Origin of the sequence: Aeromonas sp. 2HA2, assembly GCF_029237345.1 — a bacterium.
Taxonomy (GTDB): domain Bacteria; phylum Pseudomonadota; class Gammaproteobacteria; order Enterobacterales; family Aeromonadaceae; genus Aeromonas; species Aeromonas salmonicida.
In genome coordinates this window covers 11,834-27,646 of sequence record NZ_JAACGB010000017.1, presented here as the reverse complement: position 1 = coordinate 27,646, position 15,813 = coordinate 11,834, and the positions used below count along the sequence as shown (strand labels likewise).

Below are 15,813 nucleotides of genomic sequence, written 5' to 3'. Positions count from 1 at the left end.
TTCCATGATGGTCTTTACCGCATGCAGCCTTGCGATTCATCAGGAGTGTCCATTGGCACGCCATCATGCATCCCGAAGGCCACCAGTTATCAGAAGGAGTACGCCATGAGAATGTGGCAGCAAATTGACATGATTTCCCTGCTCGACACCCTGGCCAGCCTGTTGCTGGCCTTCGTGCTGGGCAGCCTGGTGGGGCTGGAGCGCCAGTACCGCCAGCGTACCGCGGGTCTTCGCACCAACGTGCTGGTCGCCGTGGGGGCCGCCCTGTTCGTCAGCCTGGCCCAGCGCATCTATGACCTGCACGGTGGCAACTACAACGTGGTCCATGTGGTGGCTTACATCGTCTCCGGCATCGGTTTTCTCGGCGCAGGTGTCATCATGCGCGAGTCGGGCAACATCCGCGGCATCAACACGGCAGCTACCCTGTGGGGCGTCGCCGCCGTGGGCGCAGCCAGCGGGGCCGGGCTCGCCATGGAAGCAGTGCTCGGCGCCCTCTTCGTGCTGGCAGCCAACACCCTGCTGCGCCCCCTGGTCAACCAGATCAACCGCCGCCCGGTGGACAATACCGATACCGAGGTGACCTACAGGGTCACGGCCCTCGCCCAGCGCGAGTATCAGAAGGAGGTGCTGCACTGGCTGGAAGAGATGATGGAGCAGGCCAACTACCCCTTGAGCGAGCTGGACATAGCACCGTTCGGCGAGCGGGATCTGGAGATCTCCGCCGTGCTGCTGGCCACCTCCATCGATGGCGACGAGCTGGATGCTCTTATGGTCAAGCTGGCCATTCATCCCCATATCAAGCAGGTGTTCTGGCGCGCCAGCACCACGGATTGAACGCACGGGGAATATCTTTGCGTCCTCTCCCGATAAACAAAAAGCCCCGCCAACATTGGCGGGGCTTTTTGATGGGAGCGCGACTAGCGGCAACTGCGCCAGCGCACTCTGGGGGCTATGACCTGAGCGGTCTGGCCGGGAACATTCCCTGCAATCAGCTGCTGCATCAGCTCGAAGGCGGCGCGGGCCAGCGCCGGACAATCTTGCGCCACAGAGTCGATGCGCATCGGAATGCAGTCGAGCAGGTCGTGATCATCGAAGGTACACAGGCGCATCCCCGTCTCCATCAGCCCCGCCTCGTTGAGGTAGCGCAGCACCCCTTCCAGCAGGGTAAAAGAGGCGGTAAAGAGCCCCCTGGGGGGCGCCCCCAGCTCGGCGACCAGCTCGGCCATCAGCTGATAGCCGGAGCTGGGCTGATAATCGCGATGGCGCACCCGGGCAGGCTGGGCCTCAAGCCCGGCTCTATGCAGGCCCAGCTCATAACCCGCCAGCCGGTGGCGACTGGGGGAGAGATCCAGCAGGCCGCCGAAGTAGTAGATCTCCGCCCCGCACTCGCCAGCCATGTCCCGCACCAGCTCGGCGGTGGCCTTGCAGGCGTCGGAGATCACCATGGGCAGGCGCGACTCGCCGATGTGGCGATCCAGCTGCACCACGGGCAGGCGGTCGTGAATACGGGCATAGGTGTCATCGCTGTGGCCGCTGGAGGCGACGATAATGCCATCCACCTGACGACTGATGAGGTTGTCCACCACCTTCTGCTCCAGGGTGGGATCATCTTCGGAGCAGGCGATCAGCAGCTGGATCCCGGCCTCGCGACAGTGGGCCTCGAGGGCCCGGGCGATACTGGCAAAACCGAAGTTGGTGAGATCGGGGATCACCAGCCCCCAGGTGTAACTGCGGGTCTCGCGCAGGGCACGGGCATGAAAGCTCGGCTGGTAGTGGCACTCGTCCGCCACCGCCTGGATCCGCTTGCGGGTCTGGTCGGCAATCCGGTACTCCGCACTCTTGCCGTTGAGCACCAGACTGGCGGTCGCCTTGGACACCCCTGCCAATTCGGCTATCTGGGCAATCGTGATCCGTTTCTTCTTCTCCACCTGGCCTCCCGGCTGACTAGAACCGGGCTATTGTACTAGGCACGCCGACAGCGGCCAGTGATTGAGGCAAATTTTGCCGCCCTCGCCTGCATCCCCTGCCGATAGTTGCGGCTTTTCACCGGGGAAGTAACGGGCTGACAGCGTCTGACGCCCATCATCCACGAAACACTCGAGGCTGGACCGATCGCACAAGAGTGTCAGCGGGCCACCCAGCCAGGGAGCTGACCTCTCTTCCCACGCCCCGCTCTGCCAGTTCTGGCGACGCAATCCAATGCGCCCTTTCTGCCACACCAGCTCGGCCACTGTGCCGAGCCAGAGACTGCCCGCGCCGGTCAGCGTCAGATCCAGCCAGGCCGAGTCGATGGTCATCCCCGGAAACTCGCTGACGACCCCCTCGAAACGGGTCAGCTCCCCCTTGAGGGCGGCAAGTTCAGCCACCGGCCGCTGGCAGAGCCACTCATGCTGCCAGAACAGCTCCCGCGGGCAGCTCATCTGGTGGATCCAGCCATAGGGAATGGTCGGCTGGCTCATCTCGTTCTCCTCCGGCAGCCCCAGCCAGCCAAACAGCAGGCGACGGCCCTGGCTATCTTGCGTGGTCTGCGGTGCATAGAATTCGAAGCCGCGGTCCAGCTCGTGAAAAGCCCCGTGTTCGAAATGCTCGCCATCGAACTGCCCCGCCAGCCAGCCACACTGGTAGAGGTTGCGATAATCCTCCCCTTGCGGGGCAATCCCCTGCGGGCAACTTATCAGCACATGGCGATCAGCCAGCGGGAAGAGATCCGGGCACTCCCACATATAGCCGAACTCCCCCAGACCGCCTCGCCCGCTGCCGGCGATGGGGCCGAGCAGCTGCCAACTTTGCAGGCTCTCGCCACGATAGAGCAGCACCTCCCCCTTGTCGTCCTGGGTGCGGGCTCCCAGCACCATCAGCCACTGCTGGCCGTCATGCCACACCTTGGGGTCGCGCACATGGCCGCTGTAGTCCTCAGGTAAATCGAGCACTGGTCCCAGCTTGGCAAAACCACCCTCACCGTCGGCGCGGGCCAGACACTGATAGGCGGTGCGGCCGCCGTCCGGGTATTTGACATTGCCGGTGTAAATCAGAGTAAGGCGCCCCTGCTCATCGCTCACCGCCGAACCCGAATAACAGCCGTGGCTCTCATACGCCTCGGTGGGCAGCAAGGCGATCGGCTCGTGCTGCCAGTGCAGCAGATCGCTGGAACTGACGTGCCCCCACCCCTTGTTGCTGTGCGTGCAGCCCAGCGGGTTCCACTGGTAAAAAAGGTGATACCGGCCGCCGTGCTCGATAAAGCCGTTGGGGTCATTGAGCAGCCCCACCGGGGCTGCCAGATGCCAGCGGGGCCGATGGGGATCGGCCGCCGCCTTGAGCTGTCCGGTCAGCAAAGACCGGACTATCTGTTTGAAAAAATCGACTTCCTTCATCACTCCACCTTGTATTTGAGCAGCCAGGAGGCAGCGAAGGCGGCGCCAAAGGCGATGACCAGGCCGATGACATAGTGGATCAGATTCATGGGCTGGACGATGGCCATACCGGGAATACCGGTCAGGCCCACCGCCGTCATCCCCACCTTGGCCGCCACCACGTAGGCGCCACCCAGGGCACCGCCGAGCAGGCCGGCCAGGAAAGGCTTGATGTAGCGCAGGTTGACCCCGAAGATCGCCGCTTCCGTGATGCCGAGCAGGCAGGACATGGCCGCCGGCACTGTAATGGCCTTGATTTTCGGATCCCGGGTCTTGAAGTAGACCGCCAGACAGGCACCGCCCTGCGCCACGTTGGCCATGGCCCAGATGGGCAGCAGGAAGTTGACACCTATGGCCGGATTGGTGAGCAACCCCGCCTCTATGGCATGGAAGCTGTGATGGATGCCGGTGATGACAATGAGGGAATAAGTCCCGCCAAACACCAGCCCCGCCAGCCAGCCTGCCTGCTCATAGAGGGCGCTCAGACCAAACGAGATGCCATCACCCAGTACCCGTCCGGCCGGGCCGATAAACAGCAGGGCCACAAAGCCGGTGATGATGACGGTGAGAAACGGCGTGAGGATCAGATCCAGTGCGTCCGGAATGCGCTTGCGCAGCTGCTTCTCCAGATGGGACATGAACCAGACCGCCAGCAGCACAGGGAAGACGGTGCCCTGATAGCCGATCATGGCGACATCGAGACCGAAGAAATCCATGGTCTTGAAGCCACCGGCAACCCCCCAGGCGTTGGTCAAGGCCGGGTGGGTGAGGATCCCCCCCATGGTGGCCCCCAGATAGGGGTTGCCGCCAAACTCACGCGCCGCCGTGAACCCGATCAGGATGGGCAGTATGATAAAGGCCGCCGAGCTGAACATGTCGAGCATGACGAAAAGGGCGCTGTCGGCATTGACCCAGCCATAGGTGCGCACCATGCCGAGCAGCCCCATCAGCAGACCGGATGCGACGATGGCCGGAATGATGGGCACGAAGATGTTGGAGAGCGTTCGCGCCAGCCGCTGGGCCACGTTGAGCTTGGCCGTCGCCATGTCGGTCAGCTCTGCCTTGCTGGCGGTGCCGGTACCGGTCAGCGCCACGAACTCTGCATAGACCTTGTTGACCAGACCGGTGCCGAAGATCACCTGGATCTGGCCCGCGTTGCTGAAGCACCCCTTGACCCCCTCCAGCTTGTCGATGGCGGCCTTGTTCACCTTGCTGTCATCGGCCAGCACCAGCCGCAGCCGGGTGGCACAGTGGGCAGCGCTGACGATGTTCTCCTTGCCCCCGAGCAGGGGCACCAGATCCTTGGCTATCGCACTGATATTCATATTCTTCCTCTTATGACCCGCCACGCTGGCGGGCCCTTGTCACATGAGAGTAGGGGCTGTTGAGCCGGGCTTCTAGCCGCGGATCAACAGCCGCTTGCGCCTGATCGCAAAAAGGCATCCAGTTCGGAGCGGGTCGGCAGCGCCGTCATCGCCCCCTTGGCCGTGGTGGCGAGCGCCCCGCAGCCGTGGGCCTGGGCCAGAATGGCGGGCAGCTCGGCCAGCGTCGGCAGCGATGAACGCCCGGACAGGGCCGCCAGCAGACCGGCGACGAAGGCGTCCCCCGCCCCCGTGGTGTCGAGCGGGGTCACTTTCGGCCCTACCCACTCCAGCTGCTCGCCACCCAGACGGGCCACCACACCGGCCGCCCCCCGGGTCACCAGCACCAGCGCCGGCCCCGCCATGGTGGCGAGCCCCGCCGTCAGATCGTCCAGACCGCTCAGCAGTTGCAGCTCCTCCACCGAGAGCTTGACCACGTCTGCGAGGGCCATGGCTTCGCGCACCAGCGGCAGCATCTCGGCCGGGTTGCCCCATACCTCGGGCCTCAGGTTGGGGTCGAAGCAGACCCGTCCCCCGGCCGCCTTGATGGCCGCCATGGCCTGCAGACAACTGCTGCGCACCGGCTCGTTGGCGAGCGCTATGGAGCAGGTGAGCAGCCACTGACCGGCATCGAAGCGGGGCAACTCATTCGGGGTGAGGAACTGGTCGGCGCTGGGGCGCACCATAAAGGTGAAGCTGCGCTCCCCCTCCTCATCCAGTGCCACCAGCACGGTAGAGGTGCGATGGTCAGGATCGAGCCGCAACGCAGCGATATCCACCCCCTCCCCGCTCAGGGTGTCGACCATAAAGCGGCCAAAGGGATCCGCGCCGACCCGGCCGATAAAGGCCGCCTCACCGCCAAGCCGCGCCACCCCGACCGCCACATTGGCGGGTGCGCCACCCGGGCACTTGAGGTAGTGCAGCTCCCCTTCCGGGATCAAGTCCACCACCGCATCCCCCATTACCCACACACGATTCGTCACCTTGCTACTCCACTGCTGCACAGGATTCATTGACAGGGCCGGGCCCTCATCTCTCTTGGCTTTCATTATCAGCTAAACCGATTTAGCCAACCAACAGATCCTGGCACCGGCTGCCATTTTTGTGATCGGGATAACGAACTAGAACCAGGTTTCCATCTGCACGCCAAAGTTCCACTCGCCACCGGCGGTGAAGTTGCTCTGGCCCATGGCATCGTCACTGGCGTAGCTGTCGAGCTCCGATGACCAGTCCATCCAGGTGGCGAACACCCGCAGCTCCGGACGCTCGAAGAAGCCGGCGGTCTGCGCCTTGAAGGTGGGTGCGAAGGTGAGCTTGGTGAAGTTGCCGTTCACCGCCTGGCGACCCTTGTAGCCCTTGGGATCCAGATCCATGTACTGCCATGCCGCCTCATAGACCAGCTCGACGTTCTGGCTCAGCACCTGGGCTACCCGGGTATTGAGGGTCAGCCACTGGTATTCATCCCCTTTCACGTAACGATCCTGGCTCTGCTCTGCCAGCAGGGCCGGTGCGAAACGCCAGCGCGAGTTGAGGTCGGTGGCGCCAAACACGGCGACTCGTACCGCATCGGCATCGGGCAGCAGTTCGCTGTCGGAACCCAAGCCCTTGAGCTCGGCACCCAGACCATGACCGTAGAGGATCGCCGCCTTGGAGAAGCCGGGGTTGATGCCAAAGAAGCTGTCGGCGTGATAAGCCACCAGGGTATGAGCCCCCTTGTCTGCCGCCTCGCTTCCTTTGCCACCGTCGTTGATGCGCTGTTCGTTGTCATTGGCCGAGAGGCCGTTCACCATCCACTGCCAGCTGCCGAAGCGGTTGTTCATGGTGAGGATGTAGCTCTCTATGTCCGACAGACCGCTGGCACTGATGTCGCCATAGTCGCGGCCATAGAGGGAGAAGTTCGCCTTCCAGCTGTCGGCCAGTTGCACGTCATAGACACCGCCACCGGTACCGGCCAGGAAGATCACGTCCGAGTCGAGCCAGTGGATGTCGAAGTTGTCCCGATCAAAGCGCTTGCCCGCCCACAGCACCGCATTCTTGAAAGCGCCATCGAAGCTCGCCAGATTGCCTATTTCGGCAAACACCTGGCGGGTATTGAGGCTCGAATCGCTGGCGGTCCAGTCGTTGCTGGTCTCCACGCCATCTGCCAGCATCAGCTTGTAGCGTGCCCAGCTGCCGTCATCAAACGTCTGGGTCTTGAGCAGATTCGCTTCCATGTAGGTGTCGTCTTCGTTGCCAAGCCGGCCCACTGCGCCCCCCACAGATCCTGCCGGCGTGATGTAGGGACCGCCCCGCCCGCCGTTGCCATTGCTGTTGACCAGCAAGCCCGAGCGGGCATAGCCGTGAAACTCGAAGCCCTGTGCCCCCGCCGTCTTCTCATCCACCTTCTGGCTGCGGGTGTTGGCGACCTGGGCCTCCTCACTGGCCGCACTCGCCTTTATCTCGGCCTGACTGGCACGACTCTCCGCTGCCTCGGCTCTTGCTTCGGCCGCCTGTACCCGCGCCTCCAGCGCCGCCAGCCTGGCTTCGATACCGCCCTCCGCCGCCCACAGCGGGCTGCTCATCCCCAATCCCAGCGCCACTGCCAACGCCAATTTGCTCTTGAACATGGTCATCTTCCTCACCTGTCGTGTGTTGCCCGGTTGGGCTCTGTTTTTATCGGCGAAGAGAGCATAGCTAAACCGCTTTAGCCAACTCAAGATGCCAGCTAAACCGTTTCAGCCACTCTGTGAGCGGGATAACATTTGTACAGAATGAATTGGCGGGAGTTGTGAGGTGGATCCCTCATCAGGATCCACTCAATAACGAAGAGACGGGCCGAATGGCAGGCAAAAAGAAAGCCGGCACAGAGGCCGGCTTTGCTGGGATGCGCTGAGATCAGCGGGTCAGGTCGTCGAAGAAGCGTTTCACCCCTTCGAAGAAACCTTCCGATCTCGGCTTGTGGGTCTTGGCGGCGGCACCGCTGAACGACTCGTCCAGCTGGCGCAACAGCTCTTTCTGGGACTCGGTCAGCTTGACCGGAGTCTCGATCACCACCTTGCACATCAGATCCCCAACCTGGCCGGAGCGCACTGACTTGACGCCCTTGCCCCGCATGCGGAACATCTTGCCGGTCTGGGTCTCGGGAGTGACCTTGAGCTTGACGCGGCCATCCAGGGTCGGCACTTCGATCTCGCCACCCAGGGCGGCTGCGGTGAAGCTGATGGGCACTTCGCAGTAGAGGTTGTTGCCGTCACGCACGAAGATCTCGTGCTCCTTGACGTGCACCTGTACATAGAGATCCCCGGCCGGAGCGCCCGCCTCCCCCGCTTCCCCTTCGCCGGAGAGACGGATACGGTCACCGGTATCGACGCCCGCCGGGATCTTGACCGACAGTGTCTTGGTCTTCTGGTAACGACCTTCGCCATGGCACTTGCGGCACGGATCCTTGATGATCTTGCCGCGACCGTGACAGTGCGGACAGGCCTGCTGCACCGCGAAGAAGCCCTGACGCATCTGCACCTGACCGGCACCGTGGCAGGTCGGGCAAGTCTGGGCTGTGCTGCCGGTGTGGGCACCGGAGCCGTTGCAGACCTCGCAGTGGACCAGGGACGGCACCTTGATCTCTTTGGAGACACCGCGCACCGCCTCTTCCAGGGTCAGCTCCATGGTGTAGCGCAGGTCTGACCCCCGGGCCGGACCACGACGACCGCCGCCGCTGCGGCCACCGAAGATGTCGCCAAAGATATCGCCGAACGCATCACCGAAATCGGCACCGCCGCCAAAGCCACCGTGGCCACCGCCACCCTGGCTCTGATCCACGCCGGCATGACCATACTGGTCATAGCGAGCCCGCAGATTCTCGTCGGTCAGGATCTCATAGGCTTCCTTGACCTCTTTGAACTTCTCTTCGGATGCGGCATCACCCTGATTGCGGTCCGGGTGAAACTTCATCGCCAGACGCTTGTACGCCTTCTTGATCTCGCGCTCATCGGCACCTTTCGATACCCCGAGCACTTCATAGAAATCGCGCTTTGACATACTGATCCTGTTGCTACGTAAACAGTTATGCAGACGGGCGTTGGTCACCCAACGCCCGTAAATTCATCGTTCAAGCCGATGGGTAGAGCGGGCTCTACCCATCTGGGTGTGGCTTATTTCTTGTCGTCTTTCACTTCTTCGAACTCGGCATCGACCACATCGTCGTCAGCCTTGGAAGAAGAAGAGGACTGGTTGGCATCGGCGCCAGCACCCTGAGCCTGGGATTGCTGCTGGGCAATCTCCATCAGCTTCTGGGACGCTTCCAGCAGAGCCTGCTGTTTGGCTTCGATGACAGCCTTGTCGTCACCCTTGATGACGGCTTCCAGCTCGCTCAATGCAGTCTCGATCTTGGTCTTGTCGTCGGCAGGCAGGGCATCACCGGCTTCGGCTATCTGCTTGCGTACAGAGTGGACCAGACCGTCAGCCTGGTTGCGAGTCTGCACCAGCTCTTCAAACTTCTTGTCTTCGGCCGCGTTGGCTTCTGCCTCGCGTACCATGCGTTCGATCTCTTCATCAGACAGACCGGAGGAAGCCTGGATGGTGATCTTCTGCTCCTTGTTGGTCTCCTTGTCTTTGGCAGAGACGTGCAGGATACCGTTGGCATCGATGTCGAAGGTCACTTCGATCTGCGGCAGGCCGCGCTGAGCCGGACGAATGCCTTCCAGGTTGAACTGGCCCAGGGACTTGTTGTCGCTGGCGCGCTTGCGCTCACCCTGCAGCACGTGAATGGTCACGGCAGACTGGTTGTCTTCGGCAGTGGAGAACACCTGAGACTTCTTGGTCGGGATAGTGGTGTTCTTCTCGATCAGCGCAGTCATGACGCTGCCCATGGTTTCGATACCCAGAGAGAGCGGGGTCACGTCCAGCAGCAGTACGTCGGTCTTCTCACCGGATAGTACGGCACCCTGGATGGCAGCACCCATGGCCACGGCTTCGTCCGGGTTGACGTCTTTACGCGGCTCTTTGCCAAAGAACTCGGCAACGGTCTTCTGCACCATAGGCATACGGGTCTGACCGCCCACCAGGATGACGTCGTCGATCTCACCAACGGCCAGACCTGAGTCTTTCAGGGCGGTACGAACTGGTTCGAGCGAGTCTTTCACCATGTCTTCCACCAGAGATTCCAGCTTGGCGCGGGTCACCTTGATGTTCATGTGCTTGGGACCGGTGGCATCTGCAGTGATGTACGGCAGGTTCACGTCGGTCTGCTGGGCAGAGGAGAGCTCGATCTTGGCTTTCTCGGCGGCATCTTTCAGACGCTGCAAGGCCAGCTGGTCGTTGCGCAGGTCAATGCCCTGCTCACGCTTGAACTCATCTACCAGATAGTTGATGACACGGTTGTCGAAGTCTTCACCACCCAGGTGGGTGTTACCGTTGGTCGCCAGTACTTCGAAGGTGGTTTCCCCTTCGACTTCGTCGATCTCGATGATGGAGATATCGAAAGTACCGCCACCCAGGTCATACACGGCAACCTTGCGCTCACCCTTGACCTTGTTCACGCCGTAGGCAAATGCCGCTGCGGTCGGTTCGTTGATGATGCGTTTTACATCCAGACCGGCGATGCGACCAGCATCCTTGGTAGCCTGACGCTGGGCGTCGTTGAAGTAGGCCGGCACTGTGATAACGGCTTCGGTCACCGGCTCACCCAGATAATCTTCGGCGGTCTTCTTCATCTTCTTCAGCACTTCGGCAGAAATCTGCGGCGGTGCCATTTTCTTGCCCTTCACTTCCACCCAGGCATCACCGTTGTCAGCCTTGGCGATGGCGTACGGCATGATCTTCAGGTCACGCTGCACTTCTTCATCTTCGAAACGGCGACCGATCAGACGCTTGATGGCGAACAGTGTGTTCTTCGGGTTGGTGATGGCCTGACGCTTGGCCGGCTGACCAACCAGGATCTCGCCATCATCGGCATAGGCAATGATGGACGGAGTAGTACGATCGCCTTCTGCGTTCTCGATCACGCGAGCAGTGTCGCCATCCAGAATAGCGACGCAGGAGTTGGTAGTACCCAGGTCAATACCGATGATTTTACCCATTTGACGAATCTCCAAATACTTTGAATAAACTGGCGAGGAACTCGCCTTAATGCGTTAACGGCTAGGTGGGGGCTGCCAGTGTGGCTTTCAAGCTCCCGGCATCAAATTTTTTGTGCCGCCGTGGCCTTGGAACCTATATGGGGTCTCAAGTTGACGCTTCAAGCCCTGCTCTCAAAAAACCGCACATTCTTGCCTTGTTTACGGAAGAATGCTTGCCAAATGACGCCAAAAATAAGCAGTTGGCGCCGCAACCAATAAAAAGCCCGCCGAGCGGCGGGCTCAGCACAGCGATGGCAATCAGGCTGGCGCCTTGGAGACCATCACCATGGCCGGACGGATCACCCGGCCATTGAGCTCGTAGCCCTTCTGCATCACGGCGATGACAGTGTTCGGTGCCAGCTCGCCATTTTCGATCATGCTCATCGCCTGATGGGCATTGGGATCAAACGGCTGATTGAGCGGATCAAGCGGATTCAGACCAAACTTGGCCACGCCGCTTTGCATCGATTTCAGGGTCAGCTCGACCCCTTCTATCATCGGCTTGAGCTCTTCGCTCTCCTTGTCGGCCAGCTCGATGGCGCGCTCCAGGTTGTCCAGTACCGGCAACAGTTCGGCGGCGAATTTCTCCAGCGCAAACTTGTGGGCCTTCTCCACATCCTGGGCGGCACGGCGACGCAGGTTTTCCATTTCGGCGACGGCACGAATGGCACGCTCACGCTCTTCATTGGACGCCAGCTGGGCGGCTTCCAGTTGGGCCTCCAGCTCGGCAATGCGGGCCTGCTCGGCTGTCACTTCACTGTCTACATCGGTCGGCTCGACTGGCTGGGCTTCCACTTGCTCCATCGTTTCAACCTTTTGTTCTTCGTGGTTCATGACATCTCCAATTTCAGGGTTGCTTATGAGGGTCTGCTGACGTTCGGGTGCGAGACAAGTCGGCAACAGACCCTGTAATGGCGCTATTATGGGGACGCAGCCTCGGCTTTCAAGGGGAAAAAGGCGCTATCGTCGCCAATGAGCAGCACCGACAGGCAAATTGCCACTTTTCCCGGTGCGATGAGCGAGCAGAGCGCTGGCAGCAGACAAATCCCCCACAAAGCGGGGTATACTCCCCCCAATACTCATCCCAGACCCGACAGACTATGGATTCTCCGTTCAAAACCATTGCCCTGATTGGCAAACCCCACCACGAAGGGGCCAACCAGACCCTGACCGGCTTGCATCAGTATCTCACTACCCGTGGTTTCAAGGTGCTGGTCGAAAGCCGAGTCGCCCACACCCTCGGCATCATGGATGAAAACGTGATGGATCTGGTCCAGCTTGGTGAGCAGGCGGACTTGGCCATCGTCGTCGGCGGGGACGGTAACATGCTGGGAGCGGCCCGGGTGCTGTCACGGTTCGATGTGGCTGTGATCGGGGTCAACCGGGGCAATCTCGGCTTTTTGACCGACCTGTCGCCGCAGGATTATCTGCTGCCGCTGGAACAGGTGCTTTCCGGCCACTACAAGAGTGAACACCGCTTCTTGCTGGAAGCCGCCGTCTATCGTCACGGGGAGCGCAAATCGAGCAACCTGGCGGTGAACGAAGCCGTGCTGCACCCGGGCAAGATAGCCCACATGATCGAGTTCGAGGTCTATATCGATGGCAGCTTCATGTACAGCCAGCGCTCGGACGGCATCATAGTCGCCACCCCGACCGGCTCCACCGCCTATTCGCTATCGGCAGGCGGCGCCATCCTCACTCCCAAGCTCAACGCCATCACGCTGGTGCCCATGTTCCCGCACACCCTGAGCAGCCGCCCTATAGTGCTGGATGCGGACAGCGAGGTGCGCCTGCTGGTCTCGCCGGACAATCAGGATGATGCCATGCAAGTGAGCTGCGACGGTCAGGTGACACTGGCGGTGCACCCGGGGGACGAGATCCTCATCAAGAAGAGCAAGCACAAGCTGCACCTGGTGCATCCGCTCGATTACAGCTACTTCCACGTGCTGCGCAACAAGCTCGGCTGGGGCAGCAAGCTGTTCTAAGCCGCTTTCAACCCGCTCTTGTCCATCCTGTTGCGGGTCGACTCTTTACTGTATGGAAAACCAGTATATACTGGATGCATACACAGTAATGTTGGCCCATACAGGATGAGACCATGCTGACCCAGCTGACCGTCAACAACTTCGCTATCGTCAAGTTTCTCGAACTCGATCTGCAACCCGGCATGACCTGCATCACGGGTGAGACGGGTGCCGGTAAATCCATCGCCATAGACGCACTCGGCCTCTGTCTGGGTGAGCGGGCAGAGGCCAGCATGGTGCGCCCCGATAGCGACAAGACAGAGGTCAGCGCCCGTTTCCTGCTGGACGGCAACCCCGCCGCCCGCGCCTGGCTCGCCGCCAACGAGCTGGAAAACGAAGGTGAATGCATAGTGCGGCGGGTGCTCTCTGCCGAAGGGCGCTCACGCAGCTACATCAACGGCGTGCCCGTCCCCCTGACCCAACTCAAGAACCTGGGTCAGCTGCTGGTCAACGTCCACGGCCAGCACGCCCACCAGCTCCTGCTCAAACCCGACTACCAGCTCAGCTTGCTGGATGGCTATGCCGGCCATCACCTGCTGCTGGAAGAAGTGCGCCAGCACTATCAGCTCTGGCGTCAGCTGCAAAACGAGCTCAATCGCCTCAAGGCCGAACAGCAACAGCGGGAGGCCCGCCGTCAGCTCATCGAATATCAGGTGCAGGAGCTGGACGAATTTGCCTTGCAACCGGGGGAATTCGAGGCCATTGAAGAGGAGCATCAGCGGCTCGCCAATGGCACCGAACTGATGCAGGAGTGCGGCGCCTGTCTCGATCTGCTCTATGACAACGAAGAGACCACCATCGCTGGCCTGTTGCAGATCGCCGTCGACAAAGCCGAGGGTCTGGTGGGCATGGACAGCCGCCTCAGCCCTGTGCTGGAGATGCTTAACGAGGCGATGATAGGCGTGCAGGAGAGCCACAGCGAGCTGCGCAGCTATCTGGATCGGCTTGAGCTGGACCCTGAGCGCTTCACCGAGCTGGAGGCGCGCCTCTCCAAAGCCATCAATCTGGCCCGCAAGCACCATGTCAAACCAGCCGAGCTGGCACTGCACCATCAGGATCTTGCCAGTGATCTCGCCCGCCTCAACTCGGACGAAGAGCGCCTGGAAGGCATGGAAGATGAACTGGCCGAAGCCCGCCTTGCCTTCGTACAGGCCGCAGAGGCACTGAGCCAGAGCCGTCAGCGTTACGCCGAGGAGCTCGGCACCAAGGTGACCGCCAGCATGCACGAGCTGGCGATGCCGGACGGCCGCTTCGCCATCGAGGTGCGGCCGGATGCCCAGAGCAGCCTGTCGCCGCTCGGCATCGATCGGGTGGAATTTATGGTCACCACCAACCCGGGGCAACCGATCCAGCCGCTGGGCAAGGTGGCCTCGGGCGGTGAACTGTCGCGGATCAGCCTCGCCATCGTCGTGATCAGCGCCCGCAAGGTCTCGACCCCGACCCTGATTTTCGATGAGGTGGACGTGGGGATCAGCGGCCCCACCGCCGCCGTAGTGGGTCGTTTGCTGCGCCAGCTCGGTGAATCCACACAGGTCATGGTGGTCACTCACCTGCCCCAGGTAGCAGGCAAGGGCCACCAGCACATGGTGGTGAGCAAGCACACAGACGGCAAGACAACGGAAACCCAGATGCAGGCACTGGATCAGGGCGCTCGCCTCAAGGAACTGGCTCGTCTGCTGGGCGGCGATCATATCACCGACAATACCCTGGCCAACGCCCGCGAGCTGCTTGCCTCCTGAGAAGGAACGCCCAATACGGCCAGTAACAGGGGAACCCCACACCTGCGGGTGTGAGGTTCCCCTTCTTTATATAGCTATCTGAATATGGCTATCTGACGTTGCGAGTCATCCAGGTTGCCATGGCCAGCACCGACGCATAGAGTGAGACCAGGTCGGGAGCAAAAAACCGTACGCCTTCACCTGTTTTATCTGCCCCCTTGTCCGGCCAGCGGCCTTGCGCGGTCGACCAGGCGCCTCCAACTTCAGGAATGCCTTTATGCTCCACGTGTTTGGTCACAAGAACCCCGATAGCGACAGCATCTGCACCGCTCTGGTCACCGCCGACTGGCTCAATGGCCAGGGCAGACCGGCCCAGGCCTATGCACTGGGTGACCCCATCGCCGAGACCCGCTTCATTCTGGAAACCGCCGGGGTCGATGCCCCGCCCCTGCTGCAGGGGAGCGTGGCCAACAAATCTGTGTTTCTGGTCGATTTCAGCGAGCTGGAGCAAGGGCCAGAGGGCCTTGCCGAGGCGGACGTGCAGGGGCTGATCGATCACCACAGGATTGGCACTCTTGTGACTCGGGGCCCCCTCGATGCCTGGATCCGTGCCGTGGGTTGTAGTGCCACTGTACTGCTGGAACTGATGGGCTATGACAGCCTCTCCCGTTCCCAGGCTCGCCTGCTGCTGGGCGCCATCATCAGTGATACCTTCAGCCTCACCTCGCCGACGACCACGCCCCGTGATCGCGCCGCCGTCAATGCGCTGCTGCCCCTGGCCGATCTGGCGCTGGAACCCTTCGCACAGACCCTGCTGGAACGCCGCACCCAGTTAGGTGATGCTCCCCTGGCCGAGCTGCTCATCGCCGATGAGAAGGCGTACCAGATTGCCGGTTACACACTCTCTGTCAGCCAGGTATGCGTGATGGATCCGGCACAGCTTCAGTCACGGCAAGCAGAGCTGGTTCAGGCCATGCAGGCCCGACTGGAACAGGACAAGCTGGATGCCTATGTGTTGATGCTGACCGATCTCGCCAAGGGGAACAGCCTGCTCTATTTCGCCAGCAACGGCATCTTGCCCGAGCAACCCATCCATCTGGCCGGTGCCGTCAGCCGCAAGAAGGAGGGTCTGCCCTGGCTGGCCCACTATCTGTCAACAGACCCGGTGTGATGCCAAGTGGCAGGGAAGCGGTACATGCCGGGTT

12 protein-coding genes are annotated in these 15,813 nt (G+C 61.4%); 4 read left to right on the top strand and 8 right to left on the bottom strand.

Annotated elements, in window-relative coordinates; translation table 11 throughout:
* The first annotated feature begins 105 nt into the window (after nt 1-105).
* A complete protein-coding gene (locus GWQ29_RS18605) occupies nt 106-834 on the top strand; it encodes an MgtC/SapB family protein (protein WP_034523310.1) in 729 nt (242 codons plus the stop codon).
* Nucleotides 835-917: 83 nt separating this feature from the next.
* Here GWQ29_RS18605 and GWQ29_RS18600 read toward each other — a convergent pair whose 3' ends face one another.
* The 8 genes from GWQ29_RS18600 to grpE all read right to left on the bottom strand — a co-directional run bounded on the left by GWQ29_RS18600 (nt 918) and on the right by grpE (nt 11,700).
* On the bottom strand, nt 918-1,928 hold the full coding sequence (locus GWQ29_RS18600; RefSeq protein WP_275920041.1) for a LacI family DNA-binding transcriptional regulator: 1,011 nt from the start codon (nt 1,926-1,928) through the stop codon (nt 918-920).
* Between the two features lie 27 nt (nt 1,929-1,955).
* Complete coding sequence (locus GWQ29_RS18595; RefSeq protein ID WP_275920040.1) at nt 1,956-3,371, bottom strand: sucrose-6-phosphate hydrolase; 1,416 nt, start codon at nt 3,369-3,371, stop codon at nt 1,956-1,958.
* Nucleotides 3,371-4,735 (bottom strand): sucrose-specific PTS transporter subunit IIBC, encoded by a 1,365-nt coding sequence (locus GWQ29_RS18590; RefSeq protein ID WP_275920039.1) that lies wholly within the window; start codon nt 4,733-4,735, stop codon nt 3,371-3,373. The genes GWQ29_RS18595 and GWQ29_RS18590 overlap by 1 nt, the downstream gene beginning before the upstream one ends.
* Nucleotides 4,736-4,818: 83 nt before the next feature.
* The gene (locus GWQ29_RS18585) at nt 4,819-5,775 is read right to left on the bottom strand and encodes an aminoimidazole riboside kinase (RefSeq protein WP_275920038.1); all 957 of its coding nucleotides are present in this window, start codon (nt 5,773-5,775) and stop codon (nt 4,819-4,821) included.
* 117 nt (nt 5,776-5,892) lie between these two features.
* Nucleotides 5,893-7,383, bottom strand: coding sequence for a carbohydrate porin (locus GWQ29_RS18580; protein ID WP_275907360.1), 1,491 nt, complete (start codon nt 7,381-7,383; stop codon nt 5,893-5,895).
* 262 nt (nt 7,384-7,645) lie between these two features.
* Entirely contained in the window at nt 7,646-8,788 is a 1,143-nt protein-coding gene (gene dnaJ, locus GWQ29_RS18575) for a molecular chaperone DnaJ (RefSeq protein ID WP_021138057.1), read from the bottom strand.
* Nucleotides 8,789-8,901: 113 nt separating this feature from the next.
* Nucleotides 8,902-10,827, bottom strand: coding sequence for a molecular chaperone DnaK (gene dnaK / locus GWQ29_RS18570; protein WP_275920037.1), 1,926 nt, complete (start codon nt 10,825-10,827; stop codon nt 8,902-8,904).
* 297 nt (nt 10,828-11,124) lie between these two features.
* Entirely contained in the window at nt 11,125-11,700 is a 576-nt protein-coding gene (gene grpE, locus GWQ29_RS18565) for a nucleotide exchange factor GrpE (RefSeq protein ID WP_005312586.1), read from the bottom strand.
* Between the two features lie 266 nt (nt 11,701-11,966).
* Between grpE and nadK the strand changes: the two genes are divergently transcribed.
* The 3 genes from nadK to GWQ29_RS18550 all read left to right on the top strand — a co-directional run bounded on the left by nadK (nt 11,967) and on the right by GWQ29_RS18550 (nt 15,779).
* The gene (nadK, locus tag GWQ29_RS18560; RefSeq protein WP_005312583.1) at nt 11,967-12,851 is read left to right on the top strand and encodes an NAD(+) kinase; all 885 of its coding nucleotides are present in this window, start codon (nt 11,967-11,969) and stop codon (nt 12,849-12,851) included.
* Nucleotides 12,852-12,964: 113 nt separating this feature from the next.
* Complete coding sequence (gene recN / locus GWQ29_RS18555; protein ID WP_219598601.1) at nt 12,965-14,629, top strand: DNA repair protein RecN; 1,665 nt, start codon at nt 12,965-12,967, stop codon at nt 14,627-14,629.
* A 256-nt stretch (nt 14,630-14,885) separates the two neighbouring features.
* Nucleotides 14,886-15,779, top strand: a complete 894-nt coding sequence (locus GWQ29_RS18550; RefSeq protein WP_275920036.1) for a DHHA2 domain-containing protein — start codon at nt 14,886-14,888, stop codon at nt 15,777-15,779.
* The last annotated feature ends 34 nt before the right edge of the window (nt 15,780-15,813 follow it).